Source organism: Thalassobacillus sp. CUG 92003, assembly GCF_013618635.1.
Classification (GTDB): domain Bacteria; phylum Bacillota; class Bacilli; order Bacillales; family Halobacillaceae; genus CUG-92003.
The window spans coordinates 51,442-66,868 of record NZ_JABLSJ010000017.1 but is presented as its reverse complement, the minus strand read 5'-3'; the positions used below and the strand labels follow the sequence as shown (position 1 = coordinate 66,868).

Sequence of the window (15,427 nt, the reverse complement as noted above, 5' to 3'; positions counted from 1 at the left end):
CCGTATACGGAACCGTACGTACGGTGGTGTGAGAGGGATGGAGGTTAGCCACCTCTCCCTATCTCTATTGGAATATCTTGAACATTAAGCTTTACCTTGAATAAAGTGTAATCAAGTATTGCAATTTAACAGCCGCTCGGCTTTCTCCTGCGTAAGAAACAGGAAAATAATGAACATACAATGCTTTTAAGCCAAATATAATGGTAGGGAGAGAGGGCTCCACACCATTTAAAAAATTTGAAGTTAATCCTTTACTTCACTACAAAAACATTGTATGATGATAATTAACATAAATTCATAACGGAAACTTCTTATCCAGAGAGGCGGAGGGACTGGCCCTTAGATGCCCGGCAACCATCGAATCAATCTGTTGATTGACGAGAACGGTGCCAAATCCTGCAAGGTATTATACCTTGAGAGATGAGAGGATCGTACGATATTATTACGACCCCTTTCTCTGGATGAGAAAGGGGTCTTTTGTGACTGCAAAAGCGTCGATCTCTTGGTCAAGAAGTTGCGTTGAGGAAAGGAAAGATGACACGATGACAACAGCAATTTTTGGTGCAGGCTGCTTCTGGGGAGTAGAGGCATTCTTTGAACGATTTGAAGGGGTAACGGATACACGGGTAGGGTTTTCAGGCGGTCATTTGCCATACCCAAGTTATGAACAGGTCAAAGCGGGAGGCACTGGGCACGCAGAATCCGTAAAAATAGAGTATGACCCGAATGTCATTACTTACGCAGAATTGGTGAACATATTTTTTGAAGCACATGATCCAACCTCTTTAAATCAACAAGGCGCTGACGTTGGCCCGCAATATCGTTCAGTGATTTTCTGTTCCGATAGCAGCCAGCGGCAAGTTGCAGAGCAAAAAATTAAGCAGTGGGAAGAAAAGGGGATTTTCAAACGCCCTATTGTAACCGAGATAAGAGAAAATTGTGCCTTTTATGAAGCAGAAGAACACCATCAACATTATTTTCAAAAGCATGGCTCTGTTTCTTGTGGTATCAGCTGATCATAAATAAAATGCAGGGACAAAACGGATTGAAAAAGCCGAACGATTTGGAATTCGTTCGGCTTTTTGAGTTACATTTCAGAGGGTGCTTGGATGCCAAGAACTGACAAGCCTTCTTTCATTACAATGGTGAAGCTGTATACGAGCGTTAAGCGGGCCGTTGCTTGCTCCTTATCAAGGATTCTGGTATGCGCATAATACGTGTTGAAAGCTTGGGCCACATCGAGCAAGTATCGAGCCAGTTTTGAAGGATCATAACGGGTATAAGCTTGAGCAATGACCTCTGGAAAAGCACGTAATTGTTTAATGACCGGCCAAGCTTGGGAATCGTGCCAATCAATATCTGCTTGTGATCGATCGAATTCTCCTTTTCTTAATAATGAAAATGCACGCGCATAAGCGTACTGGAGGTAAGGGGCCGTGTCACCTTCGAACGTAAGCATGTCCTGGAGCGAGAATTCTACATCATTGCGGCGGTCGTGTTTTAAATCATGAAAAATAACAGCGCCAACCCCCACTTGTCTGGCTACCTCACGCTTGTTTTGGAGCGTGGGATTTTTTTCGTGGATGCTGGTTTCAGCTGTGTTAATGGCTTCATGCAGAACATCTTCCAGCAGGATCGTCTTCCCTTGACGTGTTGACATTTTCTTGCCACTTTGCAGCATCATTCCAAATCCAATATGTTTAACATCTTTGGCCCATTCAAATCCGAGCTTATCCAGAACTAATTTTATTTGTTGGAAATGAAGGGATTGCTCGTTGCCTACGACATAAAGGGCTTCGTCAAATTGATACGTGTTATAGCGGTCGATGGCAGCCGTCAGGTCCCGCGTCGCATAAATGGTGGTGCCGTTGCTTTTTTTAATAAGGCAGGGAGGCAGGTTTTCTTCCTCCAGTTTCACGACTTGGGCGCCCTCAGATGTTTGCAGAAGATTGCGTTCGTTCAGCAAATGGACGGTTGCTTCCATTTTGTCGGTATAATACGCCTCTCCTCGCATGGAATCAAACGTGATGCCGAGCAGTTCATAAATTGTGTCGAATGCTTCGAGGGATTCGTCTTTGAACCATTGCCATAAAGCTATGGCTTCTTCATCTTGGTTTTCCAGTTTTTTAAACCATTCCCGTCCTTCGTCAACTAAAGATTCATCTTGTTGAGCTTGTTCATGGAAGGTGACGTATAGCTTAGTGAGTTCTTCAATCGTGTTTTCGCGGACTTTTTCTTCGTCTCCCCACAGTTTATAAGCTGCTAACAATTTGCCGAATTGTGTACCATAGTCACCGAGGTAATTAATTTTGACCGTTTGATAGCCGCATTTCTCTGCCAAATTCGCAAGCGCGTTACCGATTACGGTGGAGCGAAGATGCCCCATTGAAAAAGGTTTAGCGATATTTGGAGCAGACATGTCAAGGAGGACCGTTTGGCCGTTGCCAAAGGTCTGGTTCCCGAATGACTGCTGCTCGCTTAAAATTTCTTTTAAGGTATGCTGGGTGATAAAACGCTGATTCAAAAAGATATTCACATACCCTCCAGCCGGTTCCACGTGTGCAATGATGTCATGTTTCAGTTTGGCGGCTAGATCTTTGGCAATGATAGCAGGCGATGTTTGGAAGGATTTAGCAAGCTGAAAGCAGGGGAAGGCCAAGTCTCCCAGTTGTGGCTGCTTTGGTACTTCCAGTAACCCCTCGACCCAGTCTCGCGGGAAATCTTCACCTAGAATGTGTGTTAATTGCAATGCCAGTATTTTTTTCTCCATCTTTACCCCTCCTCCATTAATGGGACAACACTAACGTTATTGGTCAGAAAAATAAAAAAACCCGTCTCAAAAAAGAGACGAGTTTACGCTCGCGGTGCCACTCTCATAACTATAAAAGTCACTCAAACATGATAACGGGGGGTACCCCGGCCTGCCCTACTGTGAATGTTCAGGAAGCATCTCAAAAGTCCGGTTCACTTATGACGCCCTGATCAGGCTTACACCATCCCTGATTCGCTGGCAGATTGTCACAAGTTACTCTCTTTTTCATCGATTTTCTTTATTTCATCAGATTATAGCCGATTACATGAACAAACGCAACCCAACCTTTGGCAATTGAAGAAATTATTTAAGCGAATGAAGAAACGAATCCACGACTGTATTGAACTTTTCCGTCTCTTCAATAAACGGACAATGACAGCTCTCTTCAAATATTTCAAGTTGAGCATGAGGAATGTGCTCCAGTAAATATTCACCAGCTGCAACAGGAATCAATTTCTCATCTCTTCCGAAACAAAGTAAGGTAGGGGCCTTGATATCAGGTAAATACGGACGGCAATCCACGACAGACTGATCAAATAAGATGGCGCTGGCAATCGATTCAGGCAGGGCGGTGGTTTCCTTCAGCATCCAATCAAGGTCTTCGTCCTCAAGCTCGTATTTGAACATTAAAGGAATGAACGATGTAAGGAAGCCGTTCTGATCGGTCTGGATTGCTCTCATCATAGAGGTAAGGGAGGGGAGGTCGAACGCACCCATTTCAAAATCATCCCACTTAAAGTCTGACGCTAACTCATCTACGATCACAGTAGCTGCTACGTTATCCTCACCAAACTGGTGCAAGTATTCCCAAATAACAAAAGCGCCCATCGACCAGCCGGCAAGTGTGACGTTTTCTAAATTTAAGGTTCGGATAAAGGCATGGAGATCCTGAGCATAAGTGGCTACTGTATGGCCATCATCGGGATGGGAAGAACAGCCGTGCCCTCTTAAATCAAGTGCGATTGTGCGATAGTTAGATTGAAAATAAGGAATCTGATACTTAAAAAATCGGCTGCTCATCCAGACACCGTGAATGAAGATGATCACATCCCCTTCGCCTTCATCCTCATAATAAAGCTGAACATCTTCTTCGATGGCTGCGTACGGCATGACAACACACTCCTCACGTAATCGATATCGTATAAATGTATGAAGGAAGTTGTTCGCTTATTCCAAAAGCTGCGATAAAACGAATTCGAATGATTTTAATAATGTATCTCAATTAATTCGTGAAGATGCCGTCTATTATTTTTCTGATGAAACGGTTCGTTTAAATTAATCATCAAAAAAGGCCGGTGCATGCACATGCACCGGCCTTTTTTTCCTCAGCGTTATTCAATCAGTCCTTGATCAGTCAGCCATTGTTCAGCGACATCTTTAACACTTTTTTCTTCAATATCTACTTGATAGTTCAGCTTTCTCATCGTATCACTATTCATATTATCAGAGATGCCCGCTGTCAGTTCAGCTATTTCAGGATATTCTTCGTTAATTCCTTCATTAATGACAACGGCAGCGGTGTAGTCAGGGAAGAATTGTTTGTCATCTTCCAGATTGACGAGGTTGTAATCCTCGATGCGGCTATCGGTAGCAAATCCTACAGCTGTGTCCACTTGTTTCTTTTGCAGTGATTCATACGTTAACCCTAAATCCATTGTTTCAACTTGATCAGCCCCATACTCAAACCCATAAAATTCTTCAAGTCCGTCGAGACCATCGGGACGCTCTGAAAACTCCACGTCTGTTGCAAGAGTCATTTCGCCGCTATTATTATTCATATATTCGGCCAGCTCACTCAGTTTTGTAATGCCTATTTCTTCCGATTGCTTTTGACGCATCATAATGGTATAGGTGTTATTGATTTCCGACAAGTTGACCCAGTCGATTCCGTTTTCCTTATCGATTTCTTTAACGCGCTCAAAGGCTTCTTCAGCATTGGGCACGGGGTCTTCATCTAAGTATGTGACCAAACCTGTCCCTGTATAATCCCACGCCATGTCCACTTGTTTGCTTTCAAGTGCAGAGCGTAGAACATTACTCCCCATATTATTTTTTTCTTCAACAGAAAAGCCGTTATCTTCAAGCAGCATCGCTGTCATCTTGGACAGGAGCAGTTGTTCAGTAAAGCTTTTTGAGCCGATTGTGACCTCTTTATCGCCGGACGCTCCTCCTGAGCCTCCGCATGCCGTAAGTAATACGGTTGAGAGTAATAAAGTTAGTGTTAAACGAAAAACGTTCTTCATGTAAAAAATCCTCCTAATTCTGTAATTATACTCTTGTGCCTTTTGAGACCACGAGTATTTCGATGCCTCGTAATATTAAATCCGTCAGCAGCGCTAATAATATGATCGGAATGGCACCCGATAGTAGAATGCCATTGTCAAACATCTTGATGCCTGTGAATATCCAATTTCCGAGACCGCCCCCACCGACAAGCGAGGCGAGGGCTGTCGCGCCGATATTAATTACAACAGCTGTCCGAATGCCTGCTAAAATGGAATAAGCCGCATTTGGTAATTCAACACGTAACAGTATTTGGTGTGGCTTGAACCCCATACCTTTAGCAGCATCAATTAAATTCGAATTAACCGAATGGATGCCAGCAACGGTATTACGGAAGACTGGCAAAATGGAGTAAAGGAAAAGAGCGAAGAGGGCGGTTTTAAAACCGATGCCCAGGATACCCATCATTAAAGCTAAAATAGCCATGTTCGGAATTGTATAGCCGAAATTTACAATATTTGAAATAAACCATTCGGTCCGTTTAAATTTTGGCCGGGTAACAAATATGGCCAAGGGCAGAGCTACTGCAACAGCAAGTAATGAGGAGATACCTACTAACGTCATATGCTGTTGGAGAAGTACAAAAAATTCATTAGGGCTTTCAAAGAGTTTAGCAAAATAGTTATTTGTTAATGCCCAGTAAAAAAACCAGACAATGGCTATCGTTAATACAACTTTGATAATTTTGGTCATTAACTCTTGTTTCATGCTCATCACTCCCGTCTGTTTCATGAACTAAAACTGAGTGACTCCGTTCCGCCTCTGGTAGAAAGGTAGTCTTTTACAATGGAAAAGTCGATTGCGCCCAAGTTGTTTCCTTTATTGTCGACTACAATGATTTGACGTACCTGCTGGTCAAGGATGAGGCTTAACGTATCTCGTAGAGAAGATGTGACAAGTAATTCTTTAGTCTCTTCGATCGTAGCATCACTTTCATTTAAGTCCATCACTTGAACAAGGTCAGCCAGCGTGTGGATATTTAAGCGTTTCAAAGTTCGATCCTGCCCCACGAATTGGGAGACAAAATCATTTTTCGGCTGACTGAGCATATCAGCAGGTGGGTCGTATTGCATCAACTTCCCATCCTTCATGAGAGCAATCTTATCTCCCATCTTGATGGCTTCATCAATGTCGTGGCTAACGAACAAAATCGTTTTATGAACTTCCTGTTGAATGTGAAGGAACTCATCCTGCACACGTTCGCGTATGATGGGGTCCAGTGCTCCGAAGGGTTCGTCCATCAGCATGACAGGCGGATCTGCGGCTAGCGCTCGTACAACGCCTATGCGTTGCTGCTGGCCACCTGATAATTCATGTGGGTATCGTTTCCTAAATTGATCAGGGTTCAGCCCAACGAGATCCATAAGATAATTATAACGGTCCCCTTTTTTCTTGCGGTCCCATCCTAATAAGTCAGGTACAACTGTAACGTTTTGTTCAATGTTCATATTTGGAAAAAGACCATTACTTTGGATGACATAGCCGATATTACGCCGAAGGTCAATTTTATTGAGGGCGCTGGTACTTTTTCCATCAATCTGAATGTCTCCGTTTGTGATTGATTCTAATCCGTTGACCATTCGCAATAGTGTTGTTTTTCCGCATCCGGAAGGTCCAAGTAACACAACGGTTTCGCCAGCTTCTACATGAAAGCTGACATCATCTACGGCCTTAACCTCACCATTATAAACTTTAGAAACGTTCTCATAAGTAATCAAGGCAATCCTCCTTTTGTGAATCCTGCTTATGTGAATCCTTTAGGTGTAAGCAGGGTTTGGATGAACCGTAATATTATATCTGCCGAGATACCGAGGATAGAAATCGCGATAGAGCCTGCTATAATCATCTCTTGATTTCCCCTGGAAATTCCCTGTGTGATCAGTTCACCTAGCCCTCCTGCCCCAATAAAAGCTGCGATAACACCAATTCCTATGTTGAGTACAACTGCTGTTCGAACACCGGCCATAATGACTGGAAGGGTATTCGGAATTTCTACTCGGAATAAGCGTTGGGAAGTTTTCATACCGATTCCTTCAGCCGCATCACGTATTTGGGGATCGACATTCTTAATAGCTGTGTATGTGTTGCGTATGATCGGCAGCTGAGAGTATAAAATGAGGGCAACGAAGGCAGGCAGAAACCCTATCCCCTGGTTGATGACAGAAAAGATTGGGACCATAATCCCGAACAAGGCAATGCTTGGGATGGTCATAATAACCCCTGCAAGATTCAAAACTGTCCCAGCTAGGCTCTCATTAGTAGTTAAATAGATGCCCAAAGGAACACCAATGATAATAGCGACGATGACGGCCAATCCCACTAATTGAACGTGCTCGACCGTTAGCTCAATCAGGAGCTGTACATTATCTTGAAAGTAACCGATAACTTCACGGGAAAGGTTCGAATTTTTGTTCATGAAAAGGTGACACCTCCTTTTACGAGAATGAAAAAACGAATGATTCAATCCAATAGAGACTAAATCATTCATATTGAAAACGAGTATGTAGTATTTCGTCACAAATCGACAATTCTAATAATACTGAAACCGAACAGAAACTTCAAATTGGGTATAATGTAGTATTTTCGCATGAGATGTAATAAAAGGGATATATGTATCCATCAGAGAACAATTATAGCTTGATATCGATCTGAATCGCTTTAAATATGCGTGACTTCTATTTGTAGGGAGAACATGACTTTGTTATGGTGAGTCAGAATAGTGCCGCAGCAGTTCGCTTCGGCACTTTATTATTGGCTCTGTTATATTTCGGTGTTGATGTTACATATAAGCGCTTTTATCAGGAAGAATCAGTTTGGAAACGATTTGGCGGCTGGAATTCCAGCAATTCGATAGCTCTAAGAGGCTCGGCTGCTGCCAGCGGAAAGCGAGTCGTCCCCGAAACCCCAAACACCATATTAACTCGAAGCCGATACTTCCAGATAACTGCTCTATAATTGAATAATGCTTTTGTGATCAATCAACAACAATGTTTAACTTAGCTTCTATTTATAAGAAAGGCGGGAAGAAGATGAAAATAACATCGATTCAAATTGAACACTATCTGCTACCACTAACCCCCCCATTCAAAGCTGCATGGGATCCGGCACCTAGAGATAAGTTCGCGGCGACAGTTGTTTATGTACATACCGATGAAGGTATCACAGGCATCGGTTCAGGCGATTTAATGGTGGGATTTAAAGGCCATGAACACTTGTTCATAGGGGAAGATCCATTTGCAATTGAGCGCCATTCTCAAGTGCTTGACAACATTGATTTCCATTATGGAAGATGCTGGCCATTGGACATAGCCTTGTGGGATTTGATGGGCAAAGCAGCGAATCAGCCTGTCTACAAACTGTTGGGAGCTAAATCGAACAAAATAAAAGCGTATGCCTCTACAGGCGAAATGGTGTCTCCCGAAGAAAGAGTGGAACGTGCTCATCAATTAATCGAGCAAGGTTATGAAGCGATGAAGATTCGGTTTCATCATGAAGATGTGCGTGATGATCTGAAGGTGGTGGAGGCACTACGCAATAGTGTGGGTGATAAGCTTCATATAATGGTTGACGCCAATCAAGGTTGGCAAATGCCCTGGGATACAGGTCGTACATGGGATTTAAAACAGGCCTACCAAGTGGCGAAGGAATTAGAGAAATTGAACGTCTATTGGTTGGAAGAACCGCTACCTGCGCATGATTTTCGAGGAATGGCTCAATTACGTAATATGACGGGTATCCGAATTGCGGGTGGAGAGATGAATCGAAGATGGCATGATTTTCGAGAAATGACCGCTCACGGATCACTTGATGTTTATCAGCCTGACGCAGCACTTGCTGGCGGGATAACAAAAGTCAAGAAGATAGCCGATCTTGTCCAGGGAAGCGGGCACTGGTGCAGTCCGCATACGTGGAGTAACGGAATAGGGGTAATGGCAAATCTTCATTTGGCAGCAGCTCTCAGTGATTGCCCTTATCTCGAATTCCCTTATGATCCGCCGCTTTGGTCCCCGAATCGCAGAGATTTTATTATGGCAGAGCATTTGGTTCCTAATGAAGAAGGGGAACTGGTTTTGTCTGAACAGCCGGGACTTGGCATAGAACTCAATCGTGAGGCATTGGAAAAATATAAGATTGAATCGGTTTATGTAGGCGGTAAATAGAACTGAATAAAACGTCTCCTCCATGCGATAGTGGAGGAGGCGTTTTTTATGATAGCCTCTGTTCCAGGAAGCTAAGCTTCGAGTTCGTTTAAAGGTTTAGGAAAAACGCGTTGGATTAAATACGGCTAAACCCTTCTTGTTCCAGAAAATCGGCTGCTTCCCAATAGGAATTGAACGTTCCATCTAAATCCACTCCGGCGTAAACGTTCCAGCCGTCCCCTTCTTTGAGCAGCACGAGAAGGTGGTCATCCTGGTTCACCCATTCTTCGATTCGTTCTTCGTCATCATCATGGGGTTGTGGTTTAAGTGATTCTATTGCTTCACGGACCAGGGTGTTTAACTGTTCAGCAGAATAATCCTTAATGTTGACCATTCCTTTTTGGTCCGTAGGATAACCTTCGAGTTCCCCGGCATAAACAAAGCCGTTTCCATTCGGATGGAGGTGGTAGACCACGTTTTTCTTGTCGGTGCTGCTTTCTTCAAAGTGAAAGTTGACACGTCCTAGCGACACTTCTTTTTTCTCTAATTCTTCAAACTGTTCGATCAGTGCGATTTTTTCTTCAAATGTAAGCATGAAACCTCCGTAAAATTCTTTGATAGTTGCTCCATTATTATAGCATGATGAATTCGTAATGAGAAAACCACACGAATGGTCTTGTAGAGGTTTAGCTGATTTAGGAAAAGGAAAAGGTTAAATAGAGTTATAAATCATTAAGGGAGGTGGCGGACATGCCATGGGATATGAATGATTATCCGAGTTCATTGAAGAATCTAGATACAGCTGTACGAAAAAAAGCGATTGAAATTGGCAATGCCATGTTAGATGAGGGATATAATGAAGGCAGAGCGATACCCATTGCGACTGAGCAAGCGAAAGAGTGGTATAATAATGCCTCTCAAGAAGAAATTAACAATTTGAAGAGCAAAAGCGATCAGGATATCCAGGAACGTGATGAGGAAGATCGGCAATATGAGAATCGGCCAGAATTACTTGAAAAAGGTGAGCATGTTGTCAGTCACGAGGACGGTTGGGCAGTCCAGGCAGAGGATGCCATCAAACCTTCAGAAGTCTTTGATGTGAAAGACGAAGCCATTAAGCGGGCAAAGGAGATTGCAGAAAATAAAGGGACTCAGGCCATCATCCATCGGCAGGATGGTACGATTCAGGATCAAGTCGCCTATTCAGATCGGGACAATTAATTATGTTACCCCCTCAGAAAACCGTTATGATTAGGGTTTAATACCGGTTTTCTGAGGGGGTTTTTAGGTGCTTATAAGATATACCAAACGAGTTACGTTTAATAACCTTTAATAAGGCAATGGATGGACGTCGCCCCTTCATTAAGGTAAGATGGTGAAAGTGAATACAGAGGATAGGAGTAGGATGAACATGACTTTAAATGGACAACAGCGCAGCAACATTCAACCAGGAGCAGAAGTGGAGATTGTATTAAAGAAAGACCAACGTACAGGGGCATTGACGCGAGGAGTCGTGAAGGATATATTGACTAATTCGCCTCAACACCCGCATGGGATCAAAGTACGTCTGCAAGATGGTCAAGTCGGTCGCGTAAAAAATGTAGTATCTTCATAATACTGGGGTGCATAAGTCTATCCGTTTTGTTTCAAGTTCAAGAAATCACGGTAAGGAAGTTCAATCGTAAAGAATGGTTCCTCTTCTTCGGTAGCTGAGATGACCGTATACGTCGTACCGAAAATAGTTTCTAAAGCTTGGTCGCCATTTTCAAATGGTTCGCCCAGTGTAAAACCGCTTTCGAGGAGGCGGTGGCGGTCCTGCTCATTTATCATACTTTTTTCTTCCATCTTGACCATTGGTCGGGTGACCGTGACATCATAGGCATCTTGAATGGTGTCAGCAGCAATCTGAATCTTTACAAGATCTGAGGCGCTGCCCAGCATTTCCTCCACACATGCCTGCAACTCCGAATAATCCAATAAAAACCTTACGTCTTCAGGCTCCAGCTTGTTTAAATAACGAGACATAGAAGCTCCTCCTTTATGATAATAGTGTTTATAAATTGGAAAAGCGGGTCAGACGATGTCTGACCCGCTTGTAAGTGCATTATTTCGACGAATGATAAGCTTCGTCAAGCAACTTGCCAATTTCGCAAGCAGTTAAATGAACCATAGTTAGCCGCGGTTCTTTTCCATGGTAGTTTTACTTATACGACGCAATCCCTACCTCTATTGCATCCTTACAGCTCCGAAGCTGATCCAGTGTGAATAAGTCGTGTCAAAAAACATAACAGGTTGACACAATCTAGCTTACGATTCAAGTTGCGTGTGAAACACTAATTCAAAACTATACAATATGAATTGAAGTTTGTCAATGTTCATGAGAATGTTTCTTGCACGTACTACCCGTACAGTTACAGTTTCACAACCATCCGGCCGCGGGCCTGACCTTCTGAAATTGTCGATAAAGCATTTGGTAGATCTTCTAACGTAATCATGTCTTTCATGGTATCAAGCTTATTTTCCGGCTTCATATCAGAGGCTAAACGGTTCCAAATGTGCTGTCTTCTTTCCATGGGGCAATTAACGGAATCTGCGCCGAGTAAACTGACCCCTCTCAGAATGAATGGAAAAACAGCCGTTGGAACTTGAGTGCCTGCTGTTAATCCGCTCACAGCCGCTGCTCCGCCATATTTTAAATGACTTAAAATGGATGCTAAAGGTTCACCGCCTACCGGATCCACTGCCGCGGCCCATTTTTGTTTCCCGATCGGTTTGAGGTTTCCATCATAGACAGATTTACGGGAAATCACGTCGCTTGCTCCTAATTCTTTCAAGTATCCTTCAGCTTCTTTACCCGTACTTGCAACGACTTCGTAACCTAAATGGGAGAGCATGGCTACAGCCATGCTGCCGACACCGCCGGTCGCCCCTGTAACGAGGATCGGAGCATCTTCTGGTGTTATCCCTTGTTTTTCAAGCAAATCGATAGATAGCGCTGCCGTAAATCCGGCTGTACCGAATACCATGGATTCCTCCAACGTTATCCCGGAAGGTAGAGGCACTGTCCATTCTGCAGGGACACGGGCATATTCACTGTAGCCGCCGTCATGGGAGACACCGATTTCATAGCTGGTAGCAATGACTTGATCGCCTTTTACATAACCTGCATGAGATGATTCTACGACTTCTCCGGCTAAATCAATACCGGGAGTTAAAGGATGCTTCTGGGCAATTTTACTATCGGGTACTGCCGTCATAGCATCTTTGAAATTGACGCTTGAGTAGTGAACCTTGATGAGCAAATCACCAGCTGGTAAATCATCTGTCGTTAAATGTTCCACCTGGGCTGAAAAGGCGTCATCCTCCTGGTTAACACGAAAAGCACGGAATTCTGTTTGTTGCACATTTCCACCTCATTTTGTATATAATTGATGATTTGTGTGCGCGTATTATTTGAAGTCTTCGTCATAATCTTCTTCAGTCGACGAATTATCTTTAGATTTTTCACCTTTTTCCTGTTCAATCTCTTCCTGACGGATATCTTCAAGGGGGATATCTTCCATCATTTGTTCTTTTCTTAGTTTTTCTTCAATGCTGCTGTCTTTTTCTATTTTGCGGAAGTTATTCTTCTTGTTTTCTTTTTTGACGGGCTGTTCACTATTATTCTTTTTTCCAGTCATGGAATCTCACCTCCAAATGATGCTTACATGCTACTCATTCCTGTTTTCCACAGGGGTTAAACCTCCTCATCAGTTCAGAGGGCATAAAAAAACACAGAAGGGGTCAGCTTCTGTGTAGGATGTTAATCGCCTGTCTTTTTAAATTTAGCTATGATGGCTTGGACTGTTTTGGTGTTATAAATCATATCAATTGCGGTACTGATGATCAGCCCGTGAAGGATGACGCCAAAAATGGTAAGGATGACGAGAATGACATCTCCAATTCGCGTGATCGGCTCAAAATTTGTTTGACCGAAAAACGTGATCGCCAATAAGGCGCTCTTAAAAGCCTCCCAGTAGCTTGTTAATTCGGATTCCAACTGGTATAGCGGAATGATTAAAATAAATACGAAGATAAAGGTCAGGCCAAATACCATCATAAGATGCTGGCGTTTCAAAAAGCGGATAAACGGTTTCGTGTAATATTTTGTGATCGATTTCAGTCTAAGCAAGTGGAGAATGCGGGCGAATCGGGCAAATTGGAACACTGCATCAAGCGGGATAGCGGCAATGACGATGAATGGATGCTTTTTAATGAATTCCCATTTGCTTTCACTATTGTATAAACGATACATGAAATCGAGAAAGAAGATGCCCCAGGTTATCCATACGATATAGCTGCTATATTCCGTATCATTCCAAATAGTCGCAACCGACAAGCTGGCCAGGATAATCATACATACTTCATATATAGTTTGCGGCTTGCTTTGATTTTGATTAAAAATTCTCATGGCGATTACTCCAAATCCGGATATTACATCTATTGTACCATGTCAGGAACTAATAGAGCGGTTACCTTTTCATTCTGCATGATAAAACCAGTCGATTACAGGCTGGTTTCATTTTCGCAAAACCGCTCGAGTCAATTTATGAAGTTTTCTAGTTAAGAAGACCTTTTTTGGTTTAATGAATCCATCCCGAAAATAGTAATGTTTATGGTCGGATTCAGGCATCCCGAGAATTTCCCCTTTAAATTGTTGCTTGATATATTTACGCATGGGAAAACTGCGATATCGCCACGGCTGGTAAAAGGAGCGGGAGTAAAGCTTCGGGTAGTCGTATAGCCTCCCCTGGTAAACGAGGGTCAAATCTGCACATTGTCGAAAGTCGTCAGGAGTGACGAGAGAGCTTGCTTTTTTGAATAAAGAACGCCCCGCTCTGTGGAGCACTTCAGCAACGAATTGGGAACAAAAATAAGTGGCCGGCAGCTGAAGCGGCTGATTGACAGGAATACCGAGCAAGCCGATGTAGTTGTACAAATAGTGCTTATACTTGTGTTCGAAAGCTTTAATAATGCGCTCTAACCTTTGATATTCGCGTTGGGTGACGCGTAGTTCATAAATGGCACACGTCGCTTCGGGGAACCAACTGAACGTTCCTTGCACAAAATCTTCTTTAACAAAGCCGCCCCAGAAAGGATTCGATGGCTCACGCCTGCCAAAACTGTAAATACTTCGCAGGTTATCATCAAGGGCCAGCGACGCGTGGTTATAGGGGGCGAGGGTTACAGTTTTAAGAGCTTTATTAAAGAGTGAACCTGTATCGCTTAGTATGATATATATAGATTTCACGCGCATCCATCCTTCGGCTACTATAGCAGAGATGGTACCAATATACAGGAATCGGCAAGATTTGGAAAGAGAAAAATGAGTAAGTATTCATGTTGTGAGGGTATAAGGGTGGGGAGATTTATTCATGAAACGTCTTCCATTTATAAATGGTTGTATTAAAATATAACCATACGTATTGAAGCGGGGAGGAGCTTTAAAAAAACTGAAGATGGGAGAGTGGTTGCATATGAATTTTTCTCTAAACGAAGCCATTCAAGTGCTAGAACGGACGCCAAAAACATTAGAGAGTCTGTTATCTGGTTTATCGGAGGGTTGGCTGCAATGTAATGAAGGGAACGGAACATGGGATCCGTCCCAGGTAGTCGATCATTTAATCGAGTGTGAGAAACATAACTGGATTCCTAGAATAAAAACGATTGTTGAGGAGGGGGGCGATAACGCTTTTCCTCCATTTGATCGAGATGCTCACATAACAAACCCACCACAGAGCTCAATCGCCCAAAAACTAACTGAGTTTGAACACCTTCGCGTAAAGAATATCAATCTAGTAATCGGACTATTAAAATCTGAGGAACAGTTTGAATTAACAGGAGAGCATCCTGCCTTTGGGGAAGTAAAGCTAAGCGAATTACTGTCAACTTGGGTGGTGCACGATTTAACCCACATCTCTCAGATTGTAAGGGCTATGTCAGAACGGTACAGGGATGACGTTGGACCGTGGGAAGCGTATTTGGGCGTTTTGAAGAAACATAAATAACTTTAGTTAATTAACAGTGGCAGGCCGTGGCGAAGCGGTAGTCATTAGACGCCTTCTTTGACAAACAAAAAAGGCCGAACAATTTTAGCGAAATCGTTCGGCCTTTGTGTTTTATTCAGTATAGTCTCAACCTCTTTGTTTGAACG

At 43.1% G+C, this 15,427-nt stretch carries 17 protein-coding genes, 1 riboswitch and 1 other annotated feature; of the genes, 5 read left to right on the top strand and 12 right to left on the bottom strand.

From position 1 onward, the window contains the following. Nucleotides 1-308 precede the first annotated feature (308 nt). A riboswitch (SAM riboswitch) is annotated at nucleotides 309-427 on the top strand. A 115-nt stretch (nucleotides 428-542) separates the two neighbouring features. Then, a complete protein-coding gene (gene msrA, locus HOP45_RS19095; RefSeq protein ID WP_181350980.1) occupies nucleotides 543-1,016 on the top strand; it encodes a peptide-methionine (S)-S-oxide reductase MsrA in 474 nt (157 codons plus the stop codon). A gap of 71 nt (nucleotides 1,017-1,087) precedes the next feature. On the opposite strand, the gene argS is transcribed toward msrA, so the two are convergent. From argS to HOP45_RS19065, 6 genes are all read right to left on the bottom strand, one after another. Further along, nucleotides 1,088-2,770 carry an arginine--tRNA ligase gene (argS, locus tag HOP45_RS19090; RefSeq protein WP_181350979.1) on the bottom strand — a complete coding sequence of 561 codons (1,683 nt, stop codon included), beginning with the start codon at nucleotides 2,768-2,770 and terminating at the stop codon, nucleotides 1,088-1,090. Nucleotides 2,771-2,840: 70 nt separating this feature from the next. Then, nucleotides 2,841-3,050, bottom strand: a binding site (T-box leader). Between the two features lie 65 nt (nucleotides 3,051-3,115). Next, on the bottom strand, nucleotides 3,116-3,922 hold the full coding sequence (locus tag HOP45_RS19085; RefSeq protein ID WP_181350978.1) for an alpha/beta fold hydrolase: 807 nt from the start codon (nucleotides 3,920-3,922) through the stop codon (nucleotides 3,116-3,118). Between the two features lie 221 nt (nucleotides 3,923-4,143). Next, complete coding sequence (locus HOP45_RS19080; protein ID WP_181350977.1) at nucleotides 4,144-5,055, bottom strand: glycine betaine ABC transporter substrate-binding protein; 912 nt, start codon at nucleotides 5,053-5,055, stop codon at nucleotides 4,144-4,146. A 25-nt stretch (nucleotides 5,056-5,080) separates the two neighbouring features. Beyond that, on the bottom strand, nucleotides 5,081-5,803 hold the full coding sequence (locus HOP45_RS19075) for an ABC transporter permease (protein ID WP_181350976.1): 723 nt from the start codon (nucleotides 5,801-5,803) through the stop codon (nucleotides 5,081-5,083). Between the two features lie 20 nt (nucleotides 5,804-5,823). Next, nucleotides 5,824-6,813 carry an ABC transporter ATP-binding protein gene (locus tag HOP45_RS19070; RefSeq protein WP_181350975.1) on the bottom strand — a complete coding sequence of 330 codons (990 nt, stop codon included), beginning with the start codon at nucleotides 6,811-6,813 and terminating at the stop codon, nucleotides 5,824-5,826. A gap of 26 nt (nucleotides 6,814-6,839) precedes the next feature. Then, nucleotides 6,840-7,511: an ABC transporter permease gene (locus HOP45_RS19065; protein WP_181350973.1), complete on the bottom strand. Its 672-nt coding sequence runs from the start codon at nucleotides 7,509-7,511 to the stop codon at nucleotides 6,840-6,842. 613 nt (nucleotides 7,512-8,124) lie between these two features. On the opposite strand from HOP45_RS19065, the gene HOP45_RS19060 reads away from it, so the two are divergent. Beyond that, a complete protein-coding gene (locus HOP45_RS19060; protein ID WP_181350972.1) occupies nucleotides 8,125-9,255 on the top strand; it encodes a mandelate racemase/muconate lactonizing enzyme family protein in 1,131 nt (376 codons plus the stop codon). A gap of 115 nt (nucleotides 9,256-9,370) precedes the next feature. Here the strand turns inward: HOP45_RS19060 and HOP45_RS19055 are convergent, their stop codons facing one another. Beyond that, a complete protein-coding gene (locus HOP45_RS19055) occupies nucleotides 9,371-9,829 on the bottom strand; it encodes a hypothetical protein (RefSeq protein WP_181350970.1) in 459 nt (152 codons plus the stop codon). Nucleotides 9,830-9,984: 155 nt separating this feature from the next. On the opposite strand from HOP45_RS19055, the gene HOP45_RS19050 reads away from it, so the two are divergent. After that, nucleotides 9,985-10,455: a DUF2188 domain-containing protein gene (locus HOP45_RS19050; protein WP_181350968.1), complete on the top strand. Its 471-nt coding sequence runs from the start codon at nucleotides 9,985-9,987 to the stop codon at nucleotides 10,453-10,455. A gap of 190 nt (nucleotides 10,456-10,645) precedes the next feature. Beyond that, complete coding sequence (locus tag HOP45_RS19045) at nucleotides 10,646-10,849, top strand: YwbE family protein (RefSeq protein WP_181350966.1); 204 nt, start codon at nucleotides 10,646-10,648, stop codon at nucleotides 10,847-10,849. A gap of 17 nt (nucleotides 10,850-10,866) precedes the next feature. Here HOP45_RS19045 and HOP45_RS19040 read toward each other — a convergent pair whose 3' ends face one another. The 5 genes from HOP45_RS19040 to HOP45_RS19020 form a co-directional block, all read right to left on the bottom strand. Continuing rightward, nucleotides 10,867-11,259 carry a hypothetical protein gene (locus HOP45_RS19040; protein WP_181350965.1) on the bottom strand — a complete coding sequence of 131 codons (393 nt, stop codon included), beginning with the start codon at nucleotides 11,257-11,259 and terminating at the stop codon, nucleotides 10,867-10,869. A gap of 386 nt (nucleotides 11,260-11,645) precedes the next feature. Beyond that, the gene (locus tag HOP45_RS19035) at nucleotides 11,646-12,638 is read right to left on the bottom strand and encodes an acrylyl-CoA reductase family protein (protein WP_181350963.1); all 993 of its coding nucleotides are present in this window, start codon (nucleotides 12,636-12,638) and stop codon (nucleotides 11,646-11,648) included. Nucleotides 12,639-12,683: 45 nt separating this feature from the next. Next, on the bottom strand, nucleotides 12,684-12,914 hold the full coding sequence (locus tag HOP45_RS19030) for a hypothetical protein (RefSeq protein WP_181350961.1): 231 nt from the start codon (nucleotides 12,912-12,914) through the stop codon (nucleotides 12,684-12,686). Nucleotides 12,915-13,036: 122 nt separating this feature from the next. Further along, nucleotides 13,037-13,684 carry a hypothetical protein gene (locus HOP45_RS19025; protein WP_181350960.1) on the bottom strand — a complete coding sequence of 216 codons (648 nt, stop codon included), beginning with the start codon at nucleotides 13,682-13,684 and terminating at the stop codon, nucleotides 13,037-13,039. 108 nt (nucleotides 13,685-13,792) lie between these two features. Further along, on the bottom strand, nucleotides 13,793-14,524 hold the full coding sequence (locus HOP45_RS19020) for a hypothetical protein (protein ID WP_370458069.1): 732 nt from the start codon (nucleotides 14,522-14,524) through the stop codon (nucleotides 13,793-13,795). A gap of 226 nt (nucleotides 14,525-14,750) precedes the next feature. Between HOP45_RS19020 and HOP45_RS19015 the strand changes: the two genes are divergently transcribed. Beyond that, nucleotides 14,751-15,281 (top strand): DinB family protein, encoded by a 531-nt coding sequence (locus tag HOP45_RS19015; protein ID WP_181350959.1) that lies wholly within the window; start codon nucleotides 14,751-14,753, stop codon nucleotides 15,279-15,281. Nucleotides 15,282-15,427 lie beyond the last annotated feature (146 nt).

What these genes read in the sequence shown, in the direction of transcription:
- msrA (WP_181350980.1), top strand. Translation starts at nt 543, where the DNA reads ATGACAACAGCAATTTTTGGTGCAGGCTGCTTCTGGGGAGTAGAGGCA.
- argS (WP_181350979.1), bottom strand. Translation starts at nt 2,770, where the DNA reads ATGGAGAAAAAAATACTGGCATTGCAATTAACACACATTCTAGGTGAA.
- HOP45_RS19085 (WP_181350978.1), bottom strand. Translation starts at nt 3,922, where the DNA reads ATGCCGTACGCAGCCATCGAAGAAGATGTTCAGCTTTATTATGAGGAT.
- HOP45_RS19080 (WP_181350977.1), bottom strand. Translation starts at nt 5,055, where the DNA reads ATGAAGAACGTTTTTCGTTTAACACTAACTTTATTACTCTCAACCGTA.
- HOP45_RS19075 (WP_181350976.1), bottom strand. Translation starts at nt 5,803, where the DNA reads ATGAAACAAGAGTTAATGACCAAAATTATCAAAGTTGTATTAACGATA.
- HOP45_RS19065 (WP_181350973.1), bottom strand. Translation starts at nt 7,511, where the DNA reads ATGAACAAAAATTCGAACCTTTCCCGTGAAGTTATCGGTTACTTTCAA.
- HOP45_RS19060 (WP_181350972.1), top strand. Translation starts at nt 8,125, where the DNA reads ATGAAAATAACATCGATTCAAATTGAACACTATCTGCTACCACTAACC.
- HOP45_RS19055 (WP_181350970.1), bottom strand. Translation starts at nt 9,829, where the DNA reads ATGCTTACATTTGAAGAAAAAATCGCACTGATCGAACAGTTTGAAGAA.
- HOP45_RS19050 (WP_181350968.1), top strand. Translation starts at nt 9,985, where the DNA reads ATGCCATGGGATATGAATGATTATCCGAGTTCATTGAAGAATCTAGAT.
- HOP45_RS19045 (WP_181350966.1), top strand. Translation starts at nt 10,646, where the DNA reads ATGACTTTAAATGGACAACAGCGCAGCAACATTCAACCAGGAGCAGAA.
- HOP45_RS19040 (WP_181350965.1), bottom strand. Translation starts at nt 11,259, where the DNA reads ATGTCTCGTTATTTAAACAAGCTGGAGCCTGAAGACGTAAGGTTTTTA.
- HOP45_RS19030 (WP_181350961.1), bottom strand. Translation starts at nt 12,914, where the DNA reads ATGACTGGAAAAAAGAATAATAGTGAACAGCCCGTCAAAAAAGAAAAC.
- HOP45_RS19025 (WP_181350960.1), bottom strand. Translation starts at nt 13,684, where the DNA reads ATGAGAATTTTTAATCAAAATCAAAGCAAGCCGCAAACTATATATGAA.
- HOP45_RS19015 (WP_181350959.1), top strand. Translation starts at nt 14,751, where the DNA reads ATGAATTTTTCTCTAAACGAAGCCATTCAAGTGCTAGAACGGACGCCA.